This is a genomic window from Mucilaginibacter sp. FW306-07-L (genome assembly GCF_058782065.1).
In genome coordinates, this window is record NZ_JBYSXI010000003.1 from 239,315 (window position 1) to 261,583 (window position 22,269).

Below are 22,269 nucleotides of genomic sequence, written 5' to 3' on the forward strand. Positions count from 1 at the left end.
AAATATCATAACAACGTCAAGAGTTATTTAGAAATAATCTAAATAGATACTAATAATTTATATTAAACCATATGATAATCAGACAGTCATAAACGTTATCGTATCATAGCCTATGAAAAAATCGGTGAAATACCTGTCGACAGGAGTATTGCTTTCGTTTATTTTAATACTCCTATCTGCCTTTTTTATAAAAGAGGTTGGCCCTTATGCTGATATTAAATTCCCCTATGCCAAAGCGGGCCTCACCAAACAGCAGGCCGCGGCGCATTTATTAAGCCGGTTTACTTATGGCGCTACCCCAGGCCAGATTAATCGCGTTGCCGATGAGGGGCTTGAAAAATGGTTTGCCGACCAACTTAACGCCTCGCTGCCTGACGACTCGCTAAACCAAATGCTTAAAGCTTACAATACTCTGGAATTAAGCAATGCCGAAGTGGTTAAGCAATATCCCAAAAACGGGCAATTGTTACGTATGGCCGTTAAAGACGGCGCGGTTAACAAGGACTCCGTAAAAACCGACCGCAAAAAATACCAGGCAGCTATTGACGAGTACATGAAAAAGAACGGCCTGAAACCCGAAAAGGAGCTTTTCAGAGCGTTCATCAACCAAAAGATTTTACGGGCGGCCTACAGTAACAACCAGTTGCAGGAGGTAATGACCTCGTTTTGGTTCAATCATTTTAACGTATCTATTAATAAAGGCAATTGCGCCCAGTTTATTCCCGCTTACGAGCGGGATGCGATCAGGCCAAACGCTTTAGGCAAGTTCGGCAATCTATTACTGGCGACAGCCAAAGCGCCGGCCATGCTGTACTACCTGGATAACTTTAGCAGTGTGGGCGAAAAAGCCGGGGGCATAACCAACACACGCCCGAAACGTATGAGCGGTGATAGTACCATGATGACGGCTCCCCCAAAAAAGAAAAATACCCGCGGCCTGAACGAGAACTATGCCCGTGAGGTAATGGAACTGCATACACTGGGTGTTGATGGCGGCTATACCCAGCACGATGTTACCGAAGCCGCGCGCGTGCTTACCGGCTGGACTATCTACCCTCTGGGGCAATATGCCGATCAGGCTAAAAACGGTGTTACCAATTTAAGCCCGGAGCAATTGCAAAAACGTGGCTATGTACACGATGGTGATTTTTTATTTGCCGCCAACCGGCACGATGGCGGTACCAAAACAGTGTTAGGCAAGCAATTCAAAGCAGGCGGATATGCTGAGGGTGTTGAACTGCTGGATATGCTGGCGCATCATCCATCTACTGCAAAATTTATTTCGCGCAAGCTGGCGGTACGCTTTGTGAGCGATAACCCGCCGCAAACGTTGATCGATAAAATGGCCAAAACCTTTCAGTCATCTAACGGAAACATAAAAGAGGTGCTGATTACTATGGTGAACGCGCCCGAATTTTGGGCGAAGGATGCGGTGAGAGAAAAAACAAAATCACCGTTTGAACTGGCTACAGGCGCGGTGCGCGGATTGAATGCTACCATAACACAACCCTACCAGCTATATAACTGGATAAATAAAATGGGTGAAAAAATGTACTACTACCAGGCACCTACTGGCTTTCCGGATAAGGGGCAGTTCTGGATCAACACCGGCTCACTGCTTAGTCGCATGAATTTCGGGCTGGCATTAACGTCAGGCCGCATACCGGGTGTAAAGGTTAATTTAAAAGCTTTAAACAATAACCATGAGCCCGAAAGTACCAAGGCAGCACTTGCCGCTTATTGCAACCTGATTATGCCCGAACGCGACCCGGCAGCCACCATTAAGCGCCTTACCCCACTATTAAACGACCCTGAACTGGTTGAGAAGGTAAACAACGCTTCGGCTAAAGTAGCCCCTAAAGCTACTGACGCGCTTACCGGTGCCGATAGTACCATAAAACGCGATACAAAAAAACAAACCCGCGCCGCAATCCAGGCTAATGGCAACAGCGCCATGCTGGCCCAAGTTGCGGGCATTATAATTGGTTCGCCCGAGTACCAGCGGCGATAATTGATGGAGGATAAACGATGTTAACACGCAGAGGATTTTTAAAAGCGGGCGGCCTGTCGCTTTTTGGTGTTGGCCTGATGGGCGGCATACCGGCATTTATTGCCGAAGCTGCGGCCAGTGAAAAGCGATCGCCCCTGTATAAAAATAAAAAAATACTGGTCTGCATTTTTCAGCGGGGCGCGATGGATGGCCTGATGGCTGTTACGCCGTTTACCGATACATACCTGCAAAAAGCGAGGCCCAACCTGTTTATGTCGGCAGCCAAAACCAATGGCAACGGCGCGCTGATCGACCTGGACGGGCACTTTGGCCTGCACCCGGCCATGAAAGCCTTTGAACAATCCTTTAAGGATAAGCAACTGGCCATAGTGCATGGCATCGGTTCGCCTAACACCACCCGCTCGCATTTTGACGCGCAGGACTATATGGAATCGGGCACGCCATTTAGTAAAAGCACATCAAGCGGCTGGCTTAACCGTGCCGCGGGTCTATTAGGGCATGATGCCGCTACGCCGTTTACTGCGGTGAGCCTTACCTCGGCAATGCCCCGTTCATTTTATGGTGATAACCCGGCCTTAGCCATCAGCAGCCTGCAGGATTTTGCGATACAGATGCGCGGCAAACCGGCAGGTGCTAACCTGGCAGCCAAAAGCTTTGAGGATCTGTACGATCAAACCGCATCGGGCTTGTTGCAGCAAACCGGGCGCGAAAGTTTTGAGGCTGTTAAAATGCTGCAAAAAACCGATGTGAAGAATTATAAACCGGCCAATGGGGTGACTTATCCTAATTCAGCATTAGGTAATTCGCTAAAGCAAATCGCGCAGCTTATCAAGATGAATGTGGGACTGGAAATAGCTTTTGCCGAATCAAACGGCTGGGATACCCATTTTAACCAGGGTACAGCCAACGGTATTTTCGCCCGGAATGTAACCGATCTGAGCGAAAGCATTATGGCCTTTTGGCATGATCTGGCTGCCTTGCAGGATGATGTAGTGGTGATGAGCATGACCGAGTTTGGCCGTACCGTACACGAAAATGGCACCGGTGGCACCGATCATGGCCGTGCATCATGCAACTTTATTTTAGGCAACGATGTAGCAGGCGGCAAAGTACATGGCAAGTTGGATACCCTCGCGGTTGAAAACCTGGAAGATGGCCGTGACCTTGCCGTTACTACCGATTTCCGCAGCGTATTCAGCGAAGTAGCTGATAAGCATCTGCTGTTAAAGAATGACAAAATATTATTCCCGGATTGGAAAGGCAGCCGCATTGGGGTGATGAATGCTTAATTGCCTTTCATCACCCTTAAAAAATTTTACTTCTTCGCAAAACCCGCTGCTAATGTATTAAGCTGTGCCGGGCTCAGTGTTTTGTTGCCATTGCTAATAACCACACGATACTTAAACGTTACAGATTCGCCTTTTTTCAGCATGAGGTTTTTCTCTGACTTGCCGTTGGTAAATACCTTTTCGCCAAGCGGATTGGCCGAGAATAAACCGTAGCCACGGGCGTGCCAAAAGGTAGGATAATTCACGTTTTTAGGGTGATCGATGATGCACACACTCACCGAGTCGGCACCGATCTTACCAAATACCTTGCACCACACTCCTCGGGTACTCCAGGCGGCATCGCCCGTTTTTCCTTCGCTGGTGAGGTAGTTGCCGTTGGCTATTTTATCTGTGCCGCCTTTTACAACCGTTTCGATGCCTTTATCATCGGTAAATTTTTGATCTTCTGTGGTAGGTATCTGTAATTCGTGTGCCAGGCGCAGGCCAAGTAAGCCATCTTTGGCATCCTTAAACGTGGCATCCTGTACCGCCTTTAACGTGGTGGTACGGTCAATTATACGTTGATCGGCCGTGCCACTAAATTCAAATTTAGTGGTCTCCTCAACAATCACGTCCTTCGCCTGATTAGTCCAGTTAGCATGATAAACCAGTACACCGGTTTTACCGCTTTGCATTTCGATGATCTTATCGGTACGGATCCAACCGTATTGCTTTTTACGGGCAGCCGGTATAGCGTAGCTGTTATTCCAGAAATCGAGCCCGTTCAAATTCTCAAAATTGAACCATAACCCGATATGATGCGGGTGATCGTTCGGGTCGCCCTTGCGCTTATCCAGCGGAAAACTACGGGTAACTACCAGTCCGTCGGCGGTATGCAAAGGGTAGAGGACCGGCTTTTCGAGTGAATCGGGATACAGAAAGCTGGTGAAGGGCTTGCCATTAATTTTAATATCAACCTTATTGCCTGTAGCCGCTTTTACAACGCTCACCTGCTGGTTTTGGGCCATGACCGTAACAGATAACAGTATTGCGCAGATGCTCAATCCAGCAGTTTTTAATGCTCCCATATTGCTATAATAGATCGAGATTAAAATTTAAATACTTTGCCATTAGCCATTACTTCCTGCTTGGCCTCATCAAAAGTAGCCCTTGAGCCGGTGTGGGCCGCCGCGGTAGTCATGATATTGGCTATGGAGTGGCTGTAACCAGCCTCAACCGGCGCGTTTGGCTGCTTACGGCTGCGTACACATTCCATCCAGTTACGGATGTGGTTGGAGGTCAATATATCACCGCCTGTATTGGCTGATGCCACCACCTTTTCGCTGCTTTTCAAATCCACATCAGGCAGTAAATTCGCCTTCATGCCCATGGCAGCCGCCATTTTTTCGGTCAAGCCGCCTTTAGGTGATATTTTGTTGGTGATGAGGTTAAGCTCACCGCCGTTTGAGTAATAAATTTCGGCCGGGTTTTCATCGCCATTGTGCATGCGCGAACCAAACGTTACCTGAAAGCCTTTGCTCATATCATCCAGCGGCCCATAATCAAACGCGGCCATCAGCGTATCCCAATTGCGGCGGCCATCCTTCCACTGGTAAATACCACCGTTGGCTACCACGCTGCGCGGATGCTTTAAGCCGGTAAACCAGTGCACGGTATCAATCTGGTGGCTCATCCATTGCCCGGGCAAACCTGACGAGTATGGCCAGAACAAGCGATATTCCAGATATTTGCGGGGGTCAAATGCCTCATAAGGGCGGTTCATGATAAAACGCTTCCAATCGGTGTCGGCTTCCTTTAACTGGCTCAACAGTTCAGGGCGGCGCCACCTGCCGGGCTGGTTTACGTTCCAGGTAAGCTCCACCATGGTGATCGGCCCGAACTTTCCCGAGCGGATAAACTCGTTTGCCGCGTGGTAATTGGTACCGCTGCGGCGCTGCGAACCTATTTGCACTATTTTGCCCGTTTCCTTAACCGCTTTAAGGGCGGCACGGTTATCCTCCATCGTTTCGGCAAAGGGCTTTTCTACATAAGCATCGCATCCGGCTTTTACGGCCTCAATGGTATGGCGGGCATGCTGAAAATCGGCCGTGCTGATAAACACCGCGTCAACCACTTTGGCGTTATACATTTCCTCGTTATTACGATAAGCCTTTACATCATTCTGCATTTTTTGCTTCCAGATGGCGGCACCTTCATCACGGCGCTTGTTCCAGATGTCTGACACGGCAACCACCTCAAAATTCAGCTCCTTGTAGTGGTTCATGAAAGCCGGGATGTGCGAGCTGCGGTGCCTGTCGGCAAAGCCAACCACGCCCACGCGAATACGATCATTAGCGCCGATGATGCGTTTATAGCTCTTAGCAGACCATGCCGTATTGCTGAGTAAAATGCCGGCACCGGCCACAGATGCCTGCCTGATAAAGTTACGACGAGAATTTTCCATAGGTTAGGATTGCGTATTGTAGGTTAAATATTGGTTAAAAGCCCTGATAGATAGGAGCTATTATCAAATATCAGTTAAATTAGTAAAAAAGCTACAACCGCTATAAAAATATTACAAGAGAGGTTAGTTACGCTGAATTGATACCAATTGGAATTTTGGGCAGCTTCGGTTTATTCACTATTAGCCTTGGTAACGGTTTGTATTTCATTACCTGAAACATCTGTAGAAACTTTTATAGTTTTTACCGTTTTTCCATTTTGGGTAACCGTTATAGTTTTATCACCAAAAATATCTTTTGACGTTTTGACCGACGTTCCATCACTATATCTAATAACATTGTCTCCAAATACATTAACCTCTTTTGAATAAGAATAAGATTGGGTGGTTTCCCCATCGGGCGTAGTAATTTTTTTGGTGGTATTACCAAAGCCGTTTGTTTTGATTTCAGTTACGCTTTTATCACTCTCGTTTAAAGTTACAATTTTATCACCAAAAATATTGGTTGATTTTTTAACGGAAGACCCATCGCTGTAAGTAATTATGGTATCACCAAAAACGTTAACATTGGTTGATGTACTACGGATTTGCGCGTTAGTGGCACCCAATCCGCTAATAAAAAGCAGCAGAAAAAGGCAAAGTTTCTTTATGGTCATAGGTTGAACGTTATGCAGTATTGACAGCAAAGAAGATGAAGAGTTTAACCTATTCGCATAAAAAAAGCCACTTGCTGTTTGTAAGTGGCTTCTTGCAAAAAACGTCGGGATGAGAGGATTCGAACCTCCGACCTCCAGCACCCCATGCTGGCGCGATACCGGGCTACGCTACATCCCGAATGGAGTGCAAATATATAGGTTGGGATGAAATTTTAAAATAAAGAGACATTCAGACGGCCTGTCAAAATAAAAGCTTAAATTCAATGCTTATAAGTCGAGCCGGAACATTAAAAAATTACAATGGTTACTTTATCAATTGTGTTTACCGCGTTTGTAGCAATAGAGCATTGTTATATTTTATGGATGGAAATGTTTGCCTGGGAAACTGTGGGTAAAAGGGTGTTTTCTACATCATTGCCCCCGGAATTATTTAAACCCACCAAGGGCCTGGCAGCTAATCAAGGCCTTTACAATGGCTTCCTGGTTGCAGGGTTAACCTGGTCATTTTTGATTGACGACGCGGAATGGGCAATTCATATCCGCTTGTTTTTTTTAGGGTGTGTTGCGGTTGCAGGAATTTTCGGCGCGCTTACCGCATCAAAAAAGATATTTTTTATGCAGGCCATGCCGGCATTGCTGGCTATGTTGTTCGTTTGGCTGAGTAAATAAAACCAGCACCAAGCTTTTTGACAGCGTAATATTACATTGCGCCAAATTCCGAATAGAATTTAGAAATATAAGATCAATTTATTCCATTTCGCTGCTAAACAGTAAAAAAAATCTTTTCAATATCATCAATAAAACTAAGATGAATTCTATAACTAAAGCAATTGCAATGACATTGGTTACTGTTATGTACACCAATTTGATCGTGGAATAATAACACAAGCATTTTAAATACTCAATTATCATACTTGGTTTTAATGTTGGAAGCATTGCGGCGATTATCGAAAATATAGATAATGCTATCGAAAAAGAGATGTTTGCATAAAGTTCTTTTATTAATTGGTATTTAGCCAATTCTCTTGGAGGAATAATTTCTTCTTGTTGTTCAGATTGATCTATTTTCTCTCTTTGTTTTTTTGCGACATCAAATATCAAAACTAGCAAGTTAAATAGTAAGCCTACGAAAATAGATAAAGACGTGATTATGATATTAATATAATCACTTGTGAGATTTATTCCGAACAGTACAGTCAAAAAAGAAAAGAGGATTGGAGACCAGACAAAAACTATTTTGTCTGCTATCGTAGCCTTGTAAACCCCGCTAACATTAGCTTCACTATAATTATAGAAAGTTTCTTTATGCTTTTTAACTATTAAGCCAATATTGATTCTATCAATTATTTTCATTGGTCTATGTTAGGAACAATTTCTTCTTTCAATAGAGATATTGCCTCAGAATCTAATTTTGTAAAATTTGGATGCTTGGTAAGCTGATTAATATCACACGAATCTGTTAGGTCAAATGATGCACTAAATTCTTCGGGACGAGTAATATTTAAAACTCTTTTTCGACCGCCAAAAGATATATCCGCAAATACTTGATCGTAATCGAAATTTTCAATTTTAACAGTTTCAATAAAGGAACCGCTTTTAGCTCTGATATTTTCTTTTATCCCTATAAATCCTCTTTTTTTTGCTTGAATAGATATCTCAACGTCAAAATCTTCTTTGTATTCTTTACTTGATAAAAGATTTTCGACGTTTTGATTTAATCCATGTTTTTTAAACCGAATTTTTCTTATGTCTCCCTCTCTAACATATTTATCAAATAGGCTTGCTATTGAAAGAGTACTAAATTCACAAACATATTCTTCTGTCACTTTTGTTTTAAAGAATTCTTTAAAAGCTTCTTCAAACAATTCTTTAAAACCATATTGCTTATAACTCTGGGAAAGAAAAATTAAATACTTAGAACTTATATCTGGCTGAGCTAGTAAGAAATAAAAAGGTGATGAGTTGTATTGGTTAACATTTATTGTTCCAACAGTCTTGGCTTTGTTAGCATCAATTTCATCAATAGATGTTTCCTGTCCACTATATCCTTTTTTTATAATTCCTGAATAATAAGTGCTCTTTGCAGACAAGGATTGTTGCAAATAAAGTATTCTGTCGCCATTGACGGTTTTATAAGTTCTTGTTTCAAGAAACTTTACAAAATCTCTTATTATAATTTTGAACGCCTTATTTGAGAAGGCTTCGCTGACTTTATAATAAACCTCCCTTATGTTCTTTTTTCGAAATCGTATTAAGTAGCAATTGAGATTTATACTAATGTCGTCCTTATTATTTTGAGCCATGATAAAAAAATTTAGGTTTGTCTTATAAAGTAATGTTAGTGAAATATTTATAAACTATTATATTTTGTTAGTGATTTTTATTTTATTATTATAAGCCTGTATCTAACTCCCCCCTCTTTTCACCGCCAAAAAAACCACACTTACCGACTACCTTAATCTGTTAACCTATTTTACATTGGCTGATGTAGGGTTGCAACGTACCTTTATATCAACAAATTAATCAAATCACTCAAAACTGAAAGCCATGTACTCACCGAACGATCCATATTACGCATTTTCAGGCATTACGCCCGAAGAGGTTATGTTTTTACAACAAGCCACTGCCGAGCTTGACGAACAGCAGAAGAACCGCTTCTTCAGCATCTACTCAACCAAACGCAAAAACGCGCAGGATATATTGTTGCTAAGCCTGTTAGGTTTTGTTGGGTTTGCCGGTGTTCACCGCTTTGTACTGGGACAGATCGGGATGGGCCTTCTATATTTCTTTACCGCAGGGTTGTGCTTTATAGGCACCATCGTTGACCTTGTTAATCATAAAAACCTCACCAACGAGTACAATAAGCAAATGGCTTACGAAAGTTTCCACATGGCTAAAATGTACCAATAAATATAATACAGCCGGGCAGTTTAACCGCTGCTTTGGCCATCATAAAAATAGCCGGCCTGCTTATTATGCTTGCCGGCTTTGCTGTTTTATAGCAAACCAAATACTATGTATTTAATGCCTGCTGCATTTTAACCGGCGGTGCCAATTGCTGTGTGTTATTGTTGTGCTTTTGCCTGCGTAAAAAGTACAGGTGCAAACCACCTATCAGCAGGGCGGCAATACCCTCGGCAAGCAGGGTATTTTTAGCATTGATATATTGCGATACGGTACCGATCAGCAAGCCGCCTATTGGTTGCAAACCAAACAGCACCATGGCATAAAAACTGATCACACGGCCCCGCATATCCGGACTAACCGTGGTCTGGATCACCGTATTGCTGATGGTAACCTGCGACATCATGCCGAAACCACTAACCATGGCAAACACCAGGGCAATGGGGTAATTACCCTCGTGCGAGAACAGGGCCAGGCCCGCGCCCAATACCAGCGTGTTAATAGCCAGTATTAGTTTCAGGTTACTCCCCGGTTTTAACGATGCTAAAAAGATAGCTCCGGCAAAAGCACCCAGTCCGATCACGCTGTCGATAACGCCAAAGGTTGATGCCGTGCCTTTAAAAATATCGCGCGCGTAAACCGGTATCAAAGTACTGAATGGCAGCACCAGCACACTCATCAAACAAAGCATCAGCAATATAAAACCTATGGATGGGGTATTTTTAATGTAAGTAAAGCCTTCTTTCAGGTCGGCCACCACATCCTTATTATGCGGCTTGGGTACATATTTGGGCAGGCGCATCATCAGCAATGAGCCAATTACGGCAATAAAGCTCAGCGTGTTTAACCCGAAACACACATCCTCGCCCAACTTTTCAATCAGCAAACCGGCTATGCCCGGCCCTATCAGGCGCGACAGGTTTACCATGGATGAATTAAGCGCCAAAGCATTGGGCAGGTGCTCTTTATTGTCAATCATTTCGTACACCAGCGATTGCCGTGCAGGCACATCAAAGGCATTGATGATACCAAGTACTACGCTTAATGAGATGATTTGCCAAACTTCGTACTGCTTAAAGTAAACCAGCAGGGTAAGCAACAGGGCCTGCACCATAGAGGCGATTTGGGTAACCAGCAGCAGTTTGTACCTGTCGTAACGGTCGGCGGCAACGCCACCTAAAAAGGAAAGGATGAAAGATGGAAACAAGCTGGCAAACATCGTTACGCCCAGCATAAACTCTGAATGGGTTAGGCCGTATACCACCCAGCTAACCGCTGTTTTTTGCATCCAGGTACCAATCAATGAAAACGACTGGCCAAAAAAGAAAAGCCTGTAATTGTGGCTCTTAAACGCGTTAAATGTACTGATGTTCATCTATCTTCCTATCCCTCCGTATGTTTGTATCTATTCGTGTTCAATAATTTTTTTTAGTAAACTCAGGGCATTGTTAAGCAGTTCCTGTTCTTCTGGCGGGCAAAGGTCGGTTATAGCAATGTGCAGCCATTCCTCACGCTCGTTGCGTACCCGGTAAAGCACTTCGCGCCCTTTGTCTGTCAGGGAAATAATCACTTTCCTTTTATCCGTTTGCGATGGTTCACGGTTGATGTAACCCAGCTCCAACAGGTGGTTCAGTATTTGCGACATGGATTGCGTGGTGATTTTTTCCATTGAGGCCAGCTCACTGGGCAGCAATTGGCCGTGATGATCGAGCAGGGCAATGGTTGAGCGTTCGGTTAGCGAAAGCCCCTCACCTGTTGCTGATTTTTTACGAAGCTTTTTTACCAGCCTTGTTGTGGTTTCGCGCAGTTGCGATGCCAGTTGCCTTGTGTTGCTATCCATATTGTATTAACAAACTTAACTTGTAAGTTTACCTTACAAAGGTACAATTCATTTTACTTTTATCTGTCATGCACATCTCATAACCAAATACAAATAATTATGCCGGCAGGTACCTGTAACAGCTTTTAATAGTAATTTAGTTGGATGAAATTAGCGGAACTCACTAACTATCTTGAAAGCCTTGCCCCCTTGGCTTACCAGGAAGATTATGATAATGCAGGCCTCATTGTTGGCCGGCCGGATAAAGAAGTGCACCAGGCATTGATCTCGCTGGATTGTACCGAGACTGTGGTTGACGAGGCTATCAGCACCGGTTGCCAGGTAATTATATCGCACCACCCCATCGTGTTTAAAGGATTAAAAAAGTTTAACGGCCGAACTTACGTAGAACGCGTGGTTGAAAAAGCCATTAAGCATGATATTGCCATCTATGCTATACATACCAACCTGGATAATATTACCGGCGGCGTAAACGCTAAAATAGGAGAGATGCTGGGCCTTAAAAACACCCGCATCCTTGCCCCAAAAAGCGGCTTGCTTAAAAAGCTCGTCGCTTACGTGCCTGTTAATGATGCCGAGCGGGTAAAGAACGCCCTGTTTGCCGCAGGTGCCGGTAACATTGGCAATTACAGCGAATGCAGCTTTGGCACCGAGGGTACAGGTACATTCAAGGGAAATGATGACACCAACCCTTACGTGGGCGAGCCCGGCATCCAACACCATGAGGCTGAACTCCGTATAGAAACCATATACCCGGCCAACCTGGAAAGCAAGATACTGATGGCGCTGGTTTTAAACCACCCGTATGAGGAGGTAGCATATGACCTGTACACACTCTCCAACCAGCACTACCAGGTAGGCTCGGGCATGATAGGCGAGCTGGATGTAGCCTTGAGCGAGGTTGATTTTTTACGGTTACTTAAAGAAAGAATGAGAACCGGCGTTATAAAGTATACCGAACTACGAGGCCGTGAAATTAAAAAGGTGGCGGTTTGCGGCGGTGCCGGGGGCTTTTTATTAAAGCAGGCCATAGCTGCCGGAGCCGATGTTTTTGTGACAGCAGATTATAAATACCATGAGTTTTTTGATGCCGATGGCAAAATAGTGATAGCCGATATCGGACATTTTGAAAGTGAGCAATTTACGCAGCAATTATTGTTTGAAATTATTCAGAAAAAATTCGCTACCTTTGCCGTCCGTTTAACAACGATAAATACGAACCCCGTCAAATATTTTATTTAATGGAACAAACCGTTGAACAAAAGCTTAAAGCTTTATACGACCTTCAGACAGTACATACTAAGATTGATAGAATACGCCAGGTGCGCGGCGAACTGCCTGTAGAGGTAGCCGACCTTGAGGATGATGTTGCCGGTCTTGAAACCCGCATTCAAAAGCTTAAATACGAGCTTGACGATGTGGAAGACGAGATTGTTAACCGCAAAAACCTGATCAAGGATGCCCAGGCGAACATCAAAAAATACGAAGCGCAACTTAACGATGTTAAGAACAACCGTGAGTATGACGCGATCTCTAAAGAAATAGAAATACAAGGCCTTGATATACAGGTGAGCGAGAAAAAAATTCGTGAGTTTGGTTTTGAAATAAGCAACAAAACCCAGGTTTACGAAAAAGCACTTGCTGATCTGGAAGCACGCAAAGCTGATTTGGAAGCAAAAAAAGCAGAATTGGGTACCATTACTGCCGAAACTGAAAAAGAAGAGAACGAACTGCTTGCCCTATCAGAAAAAGCTACTCCTAATATTGAAGAGCGTTTACTTACCGCCTACAACCGCCTGCGTAAAAACGCTAAAAACGGATTGGCCGTAGTAACCATTCAGCGCGATTCATGCTCAGGTTGCTTTAACCAGATCCCGCCTCAGCGCCAGTCTGATATCCGTCAGCGCAAAAAAATTATCGTTTGCGAGCATTGCGGCCGTATCCTGGTTGATGAGCAAATGGCTTTAGAATCAGAAGAAGCATAAATTGAAATTTAGATATGAAATTGGAAAGCGCCCACAAGGCGCTTTTTTTGTTTTTGCCGATTACTGTAGCACCATAAACGCCTTGTCATCTCGAACGATAGTGAGAGATCTGTACATCTTCATTAGCAGAGCGAGCGATAGATTCCTCCTCGTACTTTGTTCGGAATGACACTAAATAGTTACGTCTCGAGCGGTAGCGATAAATCTGTACCTCTTCATTAGCAAAGCGACAGATTCCTCCTCGTACCTCGTTCGGAATGACATTATAGTAAACGTCATTGCGAGGTACGAAGCAATCTCTTTAGGACATTCCCACATGATTTGCTCAATGGGATTGCTTCGTACATCGTAATGAATGTTTTATAATAAACAGGCTCAAAACAAACTCGTCTGCTTACCATTCCTGGGGGTAAAGTGCGAGTAATCAAAGGGCGGCATTTCGCGGCCGGCCATAAAGCGGTTGCAGGCCATGCGGAACATTTGGTGTATGGATTCGGCTATCTTACCATCGCCGCTCATACGCCTGCCGAAATTACTGTCATTCAATTGCCCGTCATGGCAGGCGCGAATCATGTTCAGCACCTTTTCTGCACGATCAGGAAAAGCCTTTTCTATCCAGTCAGTAAATATTTCGGCAATACTGCCGTTAAGCCGCACAATGGTAAACCCGGCAGATACGGCGCCACGGTCGGCAGCGGCTTTAATAATGTTAGGCACCTCGTTACTGTTTAAGCCGGGGATGATGGGTGCCGCCATTACCCTAACCGGTACATTAATTTGCGATAGCTTTTGAATAACGGCCAGCCTGCCGGTGGCGGTAACAGTACGGGGTTCCAGCTTTTGCCGCAGATCCTCTTTAAGCGAGGTGATAGATACGTTTACATGCACCAGGTTAAGCTTGGCCATTTCGGCAAGGATATCCATATCGCGCAGTATCAGGTTATTCTTCGTGATAAAGCTTACCGGGTTACGGTACTTTAAAAACACCTCAAGCAAGCGGCGGGTTATGCCCAGCCTCCGTTCAATGGGCTGGTAGCAATCTGTATTGCCTGAAAGCACAATGCACACCGGCTCATAATTCTTCCGGTTAAAATACTGCTCCAATAATTCCGGCGCGTTACGCTTTACAATGATCTTACGCTCAAAATCAAGCCCGGCACTAAAGCCATAATATTCGTGACTGTTGCGGGCATAGCAATAAATGCAGCCGTGCTCACACCCCTGGTAAGGGTTAATAGAGTGCATGTGGCTCAAATCCGGGCTGTTTGATTCGCTTACAATTTTCTTGGGCGACTCCTCATACAGTTGTGTAGCCGTATTTTCAAGCAAGGGCTCATCCAGCCCTTCAATATGCTCCAGTACGTATTTGCTCTTTAAAAATTTGTTGTGGGTGTTTACCTGTGCGCCTCTTCCCTTAAAAAAATCCGGATTATCCTCATGTGCCATCGCACAAATTTGCTAAAATAATTAGCAAATTACAACTCGATCATCTTATTTTTTATGGCATATAAAACCAGCCCTACCCGGCTCTTTATCTGTAGTTTTTCAAAAAGCTGATCACGGTAGCCATCAACCGTACGTGCGCTTACACACATCTGGTCGGCTATTTCCTTATAGGTAAGCTCAGTACCGGCCAGGCGTAAAAACTCCAGCTCGCGGCTGTTAAGCTTAACATTGGCGGCCTGCTCATTAAAGCTGTTAATTAAATGGCGGGTAACAAAATCAGGGTAATATACTTCGCCTTCGGCAACACGTTTAAGGGCGCTTTCAAATTCAGCAGGCTCCGCGTCTTTAAGCAGATAGCCCTTCACGCCCAACCGCACCATGGCCAACACCTTTTCGGCATCCTCAAACATAGAGAGTACAATAATGCATACTTCCGGATAGTGATCACGCAGCCATTTAGCTGTTTCAATACCATCCATCACAGGCATATTTATATCAAGCAGGACTACGTCGGGTTTGTTTTTGGGCGATATTTTGCGGGTAAGCTCCTCGCCGTTAGCGGCCTCGAACAGGATATGAAATCCTCCTAAATTATTTATTAATGAAACTATACCGCTCCTGAAGAGCCTATGGTCATCAACCAGTGCTATCTGGATGGGTTCGGTTAACATATTTTTGTTCTGCTAAGGGGTCAAGCGATATTTTAATACTGCAACCATTACCGGGCATGCTCTCAATTTTGGCTAAACCACCAACAATCGCCGCCCGGTTTTCCATGTTTTTCAGTCCCGAACCGCTGTTATCATTCAACTTGTCCGTTACCAAAAAACCCACTCCATCGTCTTCAATAGCCAAAATAAACAGATTTGGAGTAAAATTCAAACTTATATTCAGATTTTGCGCATTGGCGTATTTCAGGGTATTGTTTAACGCCTCCTGAAAAACGCGGAACAATACCAGTTCGCGCTCCGCACCCAGCGAATAGGCTGTGCCATCAACGGTTAACTTTGTACTGAGGAGGCCGCTCTTGTTAACGCGGTCAAGTTCGGCTTTTATAGAATCTTGTAAACCGATGGTTGTTATCCGTTCAAAACTCAGGCTTTTTGATAGGTCACGCAGATCGCTGATAGCCTGGGCAATCAGTTCCCGGTTATCATCAATTTTTTGATGCCGCTGTTGTTCATCAAGCGTTTTTAAGGATGCCAGGGACAGTTTTACGAATGACAGCACCTGCCCGATGTTATCATGTATCTCGCGGCTGATGTGGGCAAGGGTTTGCTCCTGTATCTCTATCTGGGCTTTTAACAGTTCCTCGCTGAATTGCAGGCGCAAAAGTGATCGCTCATTAATATAAGCGTTATGTTTTCTCTGATAAAAGAACATAAAACTTACAATAAACATCCCCATCAGCAAAAGCAGGATGGTACCAACTATGATGAGTACGACATTTTCTTGCGATTGAAACATAAAAAGGATACTGACAGGCAAGAATACAAAATAAAGTTGGCCATATTAGCTATCACGATCCATAAATCAAGATAATAATAACTATTGCGTGATGTCATGTATGAAAAGGCGCAAAAGAAACAAAATTCGAGCAGGCAAAAGAAAAGCAACCCGGTATTCACCCAGAAATCGGGTATATGTATAAGCGATAATTCTTCATCAGCATGCTGATGCATCAGGTGGTAAAAATATATGCAAACTAACACGATAAGCATAATATATTGCAGTATGATGGTTATGGTTGCCATATTCCAAAACCCTTGTATAAAAGCTATATTGATAGTCGTAAAGGCGATCAACCCAATAATAACTTTAACAACCTTTTTTTGCAAAGGCATGGGTAAGAGCCTGGCTATAAACGTACTGAAGAAGGTAAACTCTATAGTGATGATTATATTAGTTATCCACGCGTTGTTTTGATTAATGATGAATAAGTGAAAAAGTGAGCAAACCTCATACGCGCAGATAAATAACAAATACGGCAAAAAAAGCGCATACCTTGTACCTGACAATTTTTTGTATTGAATTGCTGCTACTACTAAGGACAGTAGTTCAAAAAAAAGATATAAGTATTCAATCATATTACATTTAAACGCACTTTGGCGGACAAACGGCCGCGTGATTCAAAGCGTAGCCTGCTCCGCTACCTGAATCATCAGCAGCGTGTGCGGTGCTATCTTTAAGCTGATCCTTATTTATACCGTCTACCAGCTTGGTTGCTACCAATACCACTGTAAGCCTGTCATCATAAGGTGTTGGCATTTGGTCAGCATCATGCACGCCGAAATATACGCGTAAACCATCAGCATTGTTATCATTAAAAAGCTGTTCAACAGCGTTACGCGGAAACCAAACGCTTTTAGAATCAAAATCCGGATCATAATCACTCGCCACACCACTATCATCTCCCTTACGGATGCGTTTAACTGTGTTTTGATATGATTTTATTAATGTTTCAAGCTGCTGTTTCGTAGTATCGGGTTTTGGAGAATCGGGCATCTAAATAATATTAAATTGAAAAAGGGGGTTGAATGCCGGTAAAGCTACAAACGCCTAAAAAATTACGCATACCGTTTTTTAACGGTATTTACACCGGGCATAATGCATACAAAATACCGTGAAGTGGGTATTGGCTGTTTAGAGCTTCAGGTAGATATTTGCAACAGCAGAGGTATGATATGCGACAGCATGCCGGTTCATATCATATAAAAAAATAGGGGTATTTTTCTGCTTATACAAAGATCATCCTCCGTGCTTTAACCGCATGGGGGATTTTCTTTTTTTAAACCAGGCCACAAAGCCATGCAAAAAACAATGTGCCGCGCCGTATGTTATTAATATACATCTTAAAAAACATTGTTATGGATAAGTTAGAAGTAAAAGGTGGCTGGAACGAGCTGAAAGGCAAAATTAAACAAGCCTATGGTGATTTAACCGATGACGACCTGAAACACGAAGAAGGTAAAGACGATGAAACGCTTGGCCGCCTGCAACAAAAGCTGGGCAAAAGCCGTGAGGATCTGGTAAAATGGATCAATAGCTTATAAAATCATACAGCAGGCCCCGGAGAAAAATGCGGGGTTTATTAAAATGCCTGCTTATTCATAACACACCACACAAGGCACTAGCAACCTGCTATTTTGACATTACATTATGCGCCTTTATGTCGCTTTGATGAATTCGCCGCTTCCGTATTTGTTAATTAAAGTTAATTACAGCGTTGTCGTTTCACAAGGCAGGCGTAGCAAATAATGCGGAATGCTTTTTGAATATATCTTACTATAAAAGAATTTAGAGATGATAAGTTTAGCTTTAGTAACCGGATTTGTAACCTATAACTCTGCCATATTTTTGATGCTTGCTATTGCCGTTGTTAGCTTTATAGTACAATGGCGCTTTAAAAGCAAGTTTAAGCAGTATTCGGAGATCGGATTACTGTCAGGCCTGTCAGGCGCTGAGATTGCCGAGCGTATGCTGCGAGATCATGGTATCAGCGATGTACGCGTGATATCCGTTGAAGGCCAGTTAACTGACCACTATAACCCCGCCGACAAAACAGTGAACCTGAGCCCTGATGTTTACCACAGCCGCAGTGTTGCCGCCGCCGCTGTTGCCGCGCACGAGTGCGGGCATGCTGTGCAGCACGCTAAGGCCTATAGCTGGTTAACCTTCCGATCAGCTATGGTACCGGTCATCAACGTGGCATCAACGCTTACGCAATGGACGCTTACCATAGGCATATTACTATTGTTTTTTGCGAAAATTCCTTGGGTATTGGCTATAGGCGTAGCCGCTTTGGCGTTGGTAACTACCTTCAGTTTTATAACACTGCCTGTAGAGTTTGATGCCAGCAAACGCGCCCTGGCCTGGTTAAATAACAATTACAATGTAATGCAAACCAACGAGGAGCATGCACAAGCCAAGGATGCCCTTTGGTGGGCCGCCATGACCTACGTGGTAGCAGCGCTGAGCGCATTAGCAACACTGCTTTACTATGCACAATTTTTGTTTGGAAGAAGAGATTGATTTTTTGAGAATGAAGAATTAAGAGTCAAGAATTACGACCTATAAAGTAGAACGCCTGGTTGAATTATCAATCGGGCGTTCTACTTTATAGTCTTAGAAATAAAATCAATATACAATACGAAAAAAGCCTGACTGAAATCATCAGCCAGGCTTTTTCTTTGTTATTTAATTTTTAATGTATCTCTTATTATTACACCGCTATCATCTTAATTCTTGACTTTTAATTCTAAAAATCAATTCAATCTATAAGGCGCTATCAGTTGAAATTCGGGAATAATAACATCAAACTGGGCGTTGTCCAGCAAGCGTACCATATTGTACTCGCCCTTCATACTGCCCATATCTGTTTTAAGGTTACAGCCTGATACATACTCGTGCGAGCTGCCCGGCTCAATAACCGGCTGCTGGCCTACCACGCCCTCGCCTTCAACCTCGCGTTTTGCTCCGTTTGAATCAAATATAAGCCAATGCCTGCTCATTAATTGAACGGCATATTCACCCATATTTTCAATATATATTTTATAGGCAAACATAAAGTGCTCATTCGCCGGGTTAGAATATTCGGGTTGGTATATGGTTTCAACAGAAACCCTCACGCCGTCTGTTATCGTGGTAACCATGATCAAAGATTATTGGAGTTTGTCAAATTTAAAAAATCAATAGGGCAAAAATCACACCATTTCTGCCGAATATTTTAATTCTATCTCTGCAAGTATATCCTGCACCTCATCAATAGTGCCCGCAGTAACCAAGCGCATACGGTATTCTTTAAAATGATTGATGCCTTTAAAATAATTTGAATAATGCCTGCGCATCTCAAAAATGCCTGTTTTGAGACCTTTCCACTCAATTGATTTCTCCAGGTGTGTGCGGCAAACTTCAACACGCTCGGCAATGGTAGGTCCGTCAAGCAATTCACCGGTTTTAAAAAAATGTTTCACTTCCCTGAATATCCAGGGGTAACCAATTGATGCCCTGCCGATCATCATACCGTCTACTTCATACTCCAACCGCCAGTCGGCAGCTTTTTTCGGTGAGTCTATATCCCCATTACCAAAAATAGGGATTTGTATGCGCGGGTTCTTTTTAATATCACGTATGAGGCTCCAGTCGGCCACGCCCTTGTACATTTGCGCGCGGGTACGGCCGTGTATGGTTAACGCCTTGATACCTACATCCTGCAAACGCTCAGCAACCTCGTAAACATTTTTGGTATCATCATTCCAGCCCAGGCGGGTTTTAACCGTTACGGGCAGATGGGTAGCCTTAACAACTGCTTTGGTCATGGCTACCATTTTATCAATATCCTGTAGTAAACTGGCACCTGCACCGCGGCAGGCCACCTGCTTAACCGGGCAACCGTAGTTAATATCCATCAAGTCGGGCCCGGCTTGTGTGGCAATCTCGGTAGCCTCGCGCATGTGGTCAATATCACTGCCGAATATCTGTATACCTATCGGGCGTTCGTACTCAAAAATATCCAGCTTTTTGATGCTCTTGGCGGCATCGCGTATCAAACCCTCGGATGAAATAAACTCCGTGTACATCATATCCGCGCCGTTTTGCTTGCACACGTAACGGAACGGCGGATCACTCACATCCTCCATCGGTGCCAGCAGCAGCGGGAACTCCCCTAAATCAATATTTCCTATTCGTACAGACATGCCTTATCTTTAAGCCCTGCAAAAATACGATTTTTTATAAACATGATACAAAGCACTGACTATCATATAAAACCCATAAAGCAATTACTCTACTTAATACTGGTTTGTGTTGCGTTTACCATTCTCGCCAATTTACTCTCATTCGCTATTATAGCCCTGCTGTATGGCAGCAATACCATCAGCCAAATGGGCGGCGTGGGTAAAGGCTCACCACAGGAGGTGATCAATTCGCTTAAAATAGCTTTGGCTTTAGGTACTACCATAGGTATGTTTTTGGCCCCGGCCGTGTATTTTGCACGCTTTATTGTTTATGATGTTGATGGGTATATAAAGCCGGACACCCGTTTTAACGGGCTGCTGTTACCGCTTGTTATCGGCATTATGCTTTTCTCATTCCCGGTGATGGAACTGCTGGTAAACATTAACCAGCAAATGGTATTACCTGAATTTTTAAAAGGTGTTGAACGATGGATGCGCAGCTCAGAAAATGACACCAACCGTATGGTTGAAGCTGTTTTACAGCTTGATACCATTGGCCATTTAATGATATCCATGCTGATAGTGGCCGTATTGCCCGCTATTGGCGAGGAGTTTATGTTTCGTGGTTGCCTGCAAACCATTTTAGGGCAGTGGACGAAAAACAAACACGCCGCCGTATGGATAACCGCTGTTATTTTCAGCGCTATGCACGTACAGTTTTTTGGCTTTTTACCGCGCTTAATGCTGGGCGCACTTTTTGGCTACATGGCAGCTTATAGCGGTAGCATCTGGCCCGGTGTTTTGGCGCATTTTATAAATAACGGGGCCGCGGTATTAGCCACTTATTTTTATCAGAATAAAAAATCAAACATCGATCCTAACAGCGAACATATTTTTAATTATCCGCTGTATATAATCAGCTTTATAATTATATTATTTTTGTTCCGGATTTTTAAAAATGTTGCATCGGGCAAAAGGACCATCCCTGAGTATTAATGGAAAAAAACTGGGTAAAAATTTTTACTTCATTTAACTTTTATCAATCGGAGATTATTAAACAGGTGCTTACCGAGCACCAGATAGATGCGGTATTGCTTAACCGGCAGGACTCATCGCACCGGGCTTTTGGCAACATTGAGGTTTATGTACATCAGGAGGATTTTAGTCATGCCATTGAGATCATGATCCTCAATCAAATTAATATATGAGATTACGTGCCATTACCGGCTTTTTTTTCGTGATAGTAATGCTGGGCTCTGTTTTGCTTGGCAGTGTGGTATTCACTTTGTTTTATTTATTGCTGAGCGTTTTTTGCCTGCACGAGTTTAACGGCCTGGTTAAACAAGGCACTGCCGACCCCAATCGCTATACCGGCTTGCTTAATGGCCTGTTTGTTTTTTTAGTGTTTGCCGCGCAGTGTTACGTTTCGTCAAAATTTTTATTGTTTCTGCTGCCGGTGTTGCTGGGCTCCATCTATATACAGGAGCTTTATAAAAAGTCTGAAACGCCGTTCAACAATATAGCTTACTGCTTTTTAGGCTTGCTGTTTACCATTACACCGTTTACCTTTTTCCACGCCATCGCCTTTATTGGCGGCAGCTTCAATTTCCATTTACCATTAGGCTTTTTGCTGATGCTTTGGGCTAATGATACCGGTGCGTATTTAGTAGGCAGCCAACTGGGCCGCATCAAGCTGTTTCCGCGCCATTCACCTAAAAAAACCTGGGAGGGCTTTATAGGCGGCATCATTATTACTGCGGGCGTAGCCCTTATTTTAAGTCATTACTATGCCGAGTATAACTGGAAGCAATGGGTATCAGTAGGTATATTGATCAGCACGTTCGGCACTATGGGCGATCTGATCGAATCCATGTTCAAGCGTAGCATCAACGTAAAGGATAGCGGTGGTATACTGCCCGGCCACGGCGGCTTGCTTGACAGGTTTGACGGCCTTTTGTTAGCCGCGCCTATTGTTTATGCTTACCTCTACTTCATAACAAATGCGTAGCTTTACGCCATAATA

25 protein-coding genes and 1 tRNA gene are annotated in these 22,269 nt (G+C 43.7%); 11 read left to right on the forward strand and 15 right to left on the reverse strand.

From position 1 onward, the window contains the following. Positions 1-112 precede the first annotated feature (112 nt). Both AC3WJC_RS16165 and AC3WJC_RS16170 read left to right on the forward strand, forming a co-directional pair. On the forward strand, positions 113-2,011 hold the full coding sequence (locus tag AC3WJC_RS16165; protein WP_492400151.1) for a DUF1800 domain-containing protein: 1,899 nt from the start codon (positions 113-115) through the stop codon (positions 2,009-2,011). A gap of 17 nt (positions 2,012-2,028) precedes the next feature. Continuing rightward, positions 2,029-3,300 (forward strand): DUF1501 domain-containing protein, encoded by a 1,272-nt coding sequence (locus AC3WJC_RS16170; RefSeq protein WP_492400152.1) that lies wholly within the window; start codon positions 2,029-2,031, stop codon positions 3,298-3,300. A gap of 26 nt (positions 3,301-3,326) precedes the next feature. On the opposite strand, the gene AC3WJC_RS16175 is transcribed toward AC3WJC_RS16170, so the two are convergent. The 4 genes from AC3WJC_RS16175 to AC3WJC_RS16190 form a co-directional block, all read right to left on the reverse strand. Continuing rightward, positions 3,327-4,367 (reverse strand): DUF6807 domain-containing protein, encoded by a 1,041-nt coding sequence (locus tag AC3WJC_RS16175; protein WP_492400153.1) that lies wholly within the window; start codon positions 4,365-4,367, stop codon positions 3,327-3,329. Positions 4,368-4,387: 20 nt separating this feature from the next. Continuing rightward, complete coding sequence (locus AC3WJC_RS16180) at positions 4,388-5,743, reverse strand: Gfo/Idh/MocA family protein (RefSeq protein WP_492400154.1); 1,356 nt, start codon at positions 5,741-5,743, stop codon at positions 4,388-4,390. Between the two features lie 170 nt (positions 5,744-5,913). Continuing rightward, the gene (locus AC3WJC_RS16185) at positions 5,914-6,396 is read right to left on the reverse strand and encodes a hypothetical protein (RefSeq protein ID WP_492400155.1); all 483 of its coding nucleotides are present in this window, start codon (positions 6,394-6,396) and stop codon (positions 5,914-5,916) included. Positions 6,397-6,500: 104 nt separating this feature from the next. Then, positions 6,501-6,574 (reverse strand) — tRNA-Pro (locus AC3WJC_RS16190). Positions 6,575-6,696: 122 nt separating this feature from the next. Here AC3WJC_RS16190 and AC3WJC_RS16195 point away from each other — a divergent pair. Beyond that, a complete protein-coding gene (locus AC3WJC_RS16195; RefSeq protein WP_492400156.1) occupies positions 6,697-7,065 on the forward strand; it encodes a DUF1304 domain-containing protein in 369 nt (122 codons plus the stop codon). A 78-nt stretch (positions 7,066-7,143) separates the two neighbouring features. On the opposite strand, the gene AC3WJC_RS16200 is transcribed toward AC3WJC_RS16195, so the two are convergent. Together AC3WJC_RS16200 and AC3WJC_RS16205 are read right to left on the reverse strand one after the other, a co-directional pair. Further along, complete coding sequence (locus AC3WJC_RS16200) at positions 7,144-7,749, reverse strand: hypothetical protein (protein WP_492400157.1); 606 nt, start codon at positions 7,747-7,749, stop codon at positions 7,144-7,146. Further along, positions 7,746-8,699, reverse strand: a complete 954-nt coding sequence (locus tag AC3WJC_RS16205; protein ID WP_492400158.1) for a hypothetical protein — start codon at positions 8,697-8,699, stop codon at positions 7,746-7,748. Before AC3WJC_RS16205 ends, AC3WJC_RS16200 begins: the two co-directional genes overlap by 4 nt. Before the next feature lie 244 nt (positions 8,700-8,943). Here AC3WJC_RS16205 and AC3WJC_RS16210 point away from each other — a divergent pair, with 244 nt between their 5' ends. Beyond that, positions 8,944-9,306, forward strand: coding sequence for a TM2 domain-containing protein (locus AC3WJC_RS16210; protein ID WP_492400159.1), 363 nt, complete (start codon positions 8,944-8,946; stop codon positions 9,304-9,306). 103 nt (positions 9,307-9,409) lie between these two features. Here the strand turns inward: AC3WJC_RS16210 and AC3WJC_RS16215 are convergent, their stop codons facing one another. Together AC3WJC_RS16215 and AC3WJC_RS16220 are read right to left on the reverse strand one after the other, a co-directional pair. Continuing rightward, positions 9,410-10,675 (reverse strand): MFS transporter, encoded by a 1,266-nt coding sequence (locus tag AC3WJC_RS16215; RefSeq protein WP_492400160.1) that lies wholly within the window; start codon positions 10,673-10,675, stop codon positions 9,410-9,412. 30 nt (positions 10,676-10,705) lie between these two features. Next, positions 10,706-11,140, reverse strand: coding sequence for a MarR family winged helix-turn-helix transcriptional regulator (locus AC3WJC_RS16220; protein ID WP_492400161.1), 435 nt, complete (start codon positions 11,138-11,140; stop codon positions 10,706-10,708). 144 nt (positions 11,141-11,284) lie between these two features. On the opposite strand from AC3WJC_RS16220, the gene AC3WJC_RS16225 reads away from it, so the two are divergent. Together AC3WJC_RS16225 and AC3WJC_RS16230 are read left to right on the forward strand one after the other, a co-directional pair. Then, complete coding sequence (locus AC3WJC_RS16225) at positions 11,285-12,382, forward strand: Nif3-like dinuclear metal center hexameric protein (protein ID WP_492400162.1); 1,098 nt, start codon at positions 11,285-11,287, stop codon at positions 12,380-12,382. Continuing rightward, on the forward strand, positions 12,382-13,125 hold the full coding sequence (locus AC3WJC_RS16230) for a zinc ribbon domain-containing protein (protein ID WP_492400163.1): 744 nt from the start codon (positions 12,382-12,384) through the stop codon (positions 13,123-13,125). The genes AC3WJC_RS16225 and AC3WJC_RS16230 overlap by 1 nt, the downstream gene beginning before the upstream one ends. Before the next feature lie 375 nt (positions 13,126-13,500). On the opposite strand, the gene AC3WJC_RS16235 is transcribed toward AC3WJC_RS16230, so the two are convergent. The 5 genes from AC3WJC_RS16235 to AC3WJC_RS16255 all read right to left on the reverse strand — a co-directional run bounded on the left by AC3WJC_RS16235 (position 13,501) and on the right by AC3WJC_RS16255 (position 17,076). Continuing rightward, positions 13,501-14,571, reverse strand: coding sequence for a PA0069 family radical SAM protein (locus tag AC3WJC_RS16235; RefSeq protein ID WP_492400164.1), 1,071 nt, complete (start codon positions 14,569-14,571; stop codon positions 13,501-13,503). A 29-nt stretch (positions 14,572-14,600) separates the two neighbouring features. Beyond that, on the reverse strand, positions 14,601-15,242 hold the full coding sequence (locus AC3WJC_RS16240; RefSeq protein WP_492400165.1) for a response regulator transcription factor: 642 nt from the start codon (positions 15,240-15,242) through the stop codon (positions 14,601-14,603). Next, positions 15,208-16,038, reverse strand: a complete 831-nt coding sequence (locus tag AC3WJC_RS16245; protein ID WP_492400166.1) for a sensor histidine kinase — start codon at positions 16,036-16,038, stop codon at positions 15,208-15,210. The genes AC3WJC_RS16240 and AC3WJC_RS16245 overlap by 35 nt, the downstream gene beginning before the upstream one ends. After that, entirely contained in the window at positions 16,002-16,415 is a 414-nt protein-coding gene (locus AC3WJC_RS16250) for a hypothetical protein (RefSeq protein ID WP_492400167.1), read from the reverse strand. Before AC3WJC_RS16250 ends, AC3WJC_RS16245 begins: the two co-directional genes overlap by 37 nt. A 250-nt stretch (positions 16,416-16,665) precedes the next feature. After that, positions 16,666-17,076: a hypothetical protein gene (locus AC3WJC_RS16255; RefSeq protein ID WP_492400168.1), complete on the reverse strand. Its 411-nt coding sequence runs from the start codon at positions 17,074-17,076 to the stop codon at positions 16,666-16,668. A 362-nt stretch (positions 17,077-17,438) separates the two neighbouring features. Between AC3WJC_RS16255 and AC3WJC_RS16260 the strand changes: the two genes are divergently transcribed. Together AC3WJC_RS16260 and AC3WJC_RS16265 are read left to right on the forward strand one after the other, a co-directional pair. After that, entirely contained in the window at positions 17,439-17,624 is a 186-nt protein-coding gene (locus AC3WJC_RS16260) for a CsbD family protein (RefSeq protein WP_492400169.1), read from the forward strand. Between the two features lie 250 nt (positions 17,625-17,874). Then, positions 17,875-18,603, forward strand: coding sequence for a zinc metallopeptidase (locus tag AC3WJC_RS16265; protein WP_492400170.1), 729 nt, complete (start codon positions 17,875-17,877; stop codon positions 18,601-18,603). 233 nt (positions 18,604-18,836) lie between these two features. Here the strand turns inward: AC3WJC_RS16265 and apaG are convergent, their stop codons facing one another. Continuing rightward, complete coding sequence (gene apaG / locus AC3WJC_RS16270) at positions 18,837-19,223, reverse strand: Co2+/Mg2+ efflux protein ApaG (RefSeq protein ID WP_492400171.1); 387 nt, start codon at positions 19,221-19,223, stop codon at positions 18,837-18,839. Between the two features lie 51 nt (positions 19,224-19,274). Next, positions 19,275-20,267 (reverse strand): tRNA dihydrouridine synthase DusB, encoded by a 993-nt coding sequence (dusB, locus tag AC3WJC_RS16275; protein WP_492400172.1) that lies wholly within the window; start codon positions 20,265-20,267, stop codon positions 19,275-19,277. A gap of 42 nt (positions 20,268-20,309) precedes the next feature. Here dusB and AC3WJC_RS16280 point away from each other — a divergent pair, with 42 nt between their 5' ends. The 3 genes from AC3WJC_RS16280 to AC3WJC_RS16290 are packed head-to-tail and all read left to right on the forward strand — an operon-like array spanning position 20,310 to position 22,254. Beyond that, entirely contained in the window at positions 20,310-21,242 is a 933-nt protein-coding gene (locus AC3WJC_RS16280) for a CPBP family intramembrane glutamic endopeptidase (protein ID WP_492400173.1), read from the forward strand. Continuing rightward, entirely contained in the window at positions 21,242-21,454 is a 213-nt protein-coding gene (locus AC3WJC_RS16285; RefSeq protein WP_194103515.1) for a putative signal transducing protein, read from the forward strand. Before AC3WJC_RS16280 ends, AC3WJC_RS16285 begins: the two co-directional genes overlap by 1 nt. Beyond that, entirely contained in the window at positions 21,451-22,254 is an 804-nt protein-coding gene (locus AC3WJC_RS16290; RefSeq protein WP_492400174.1) for a phosphatidate cytidylyltransferase, read from the forward strand. Before AC3WJC_RS16285 ends, AC3WJC_RS16290 begins: the two co-directional genes overlap by 4 nt. The last annotated feature ends 15 nt before the right edge of the window (positions 22,255-22,269 follow it).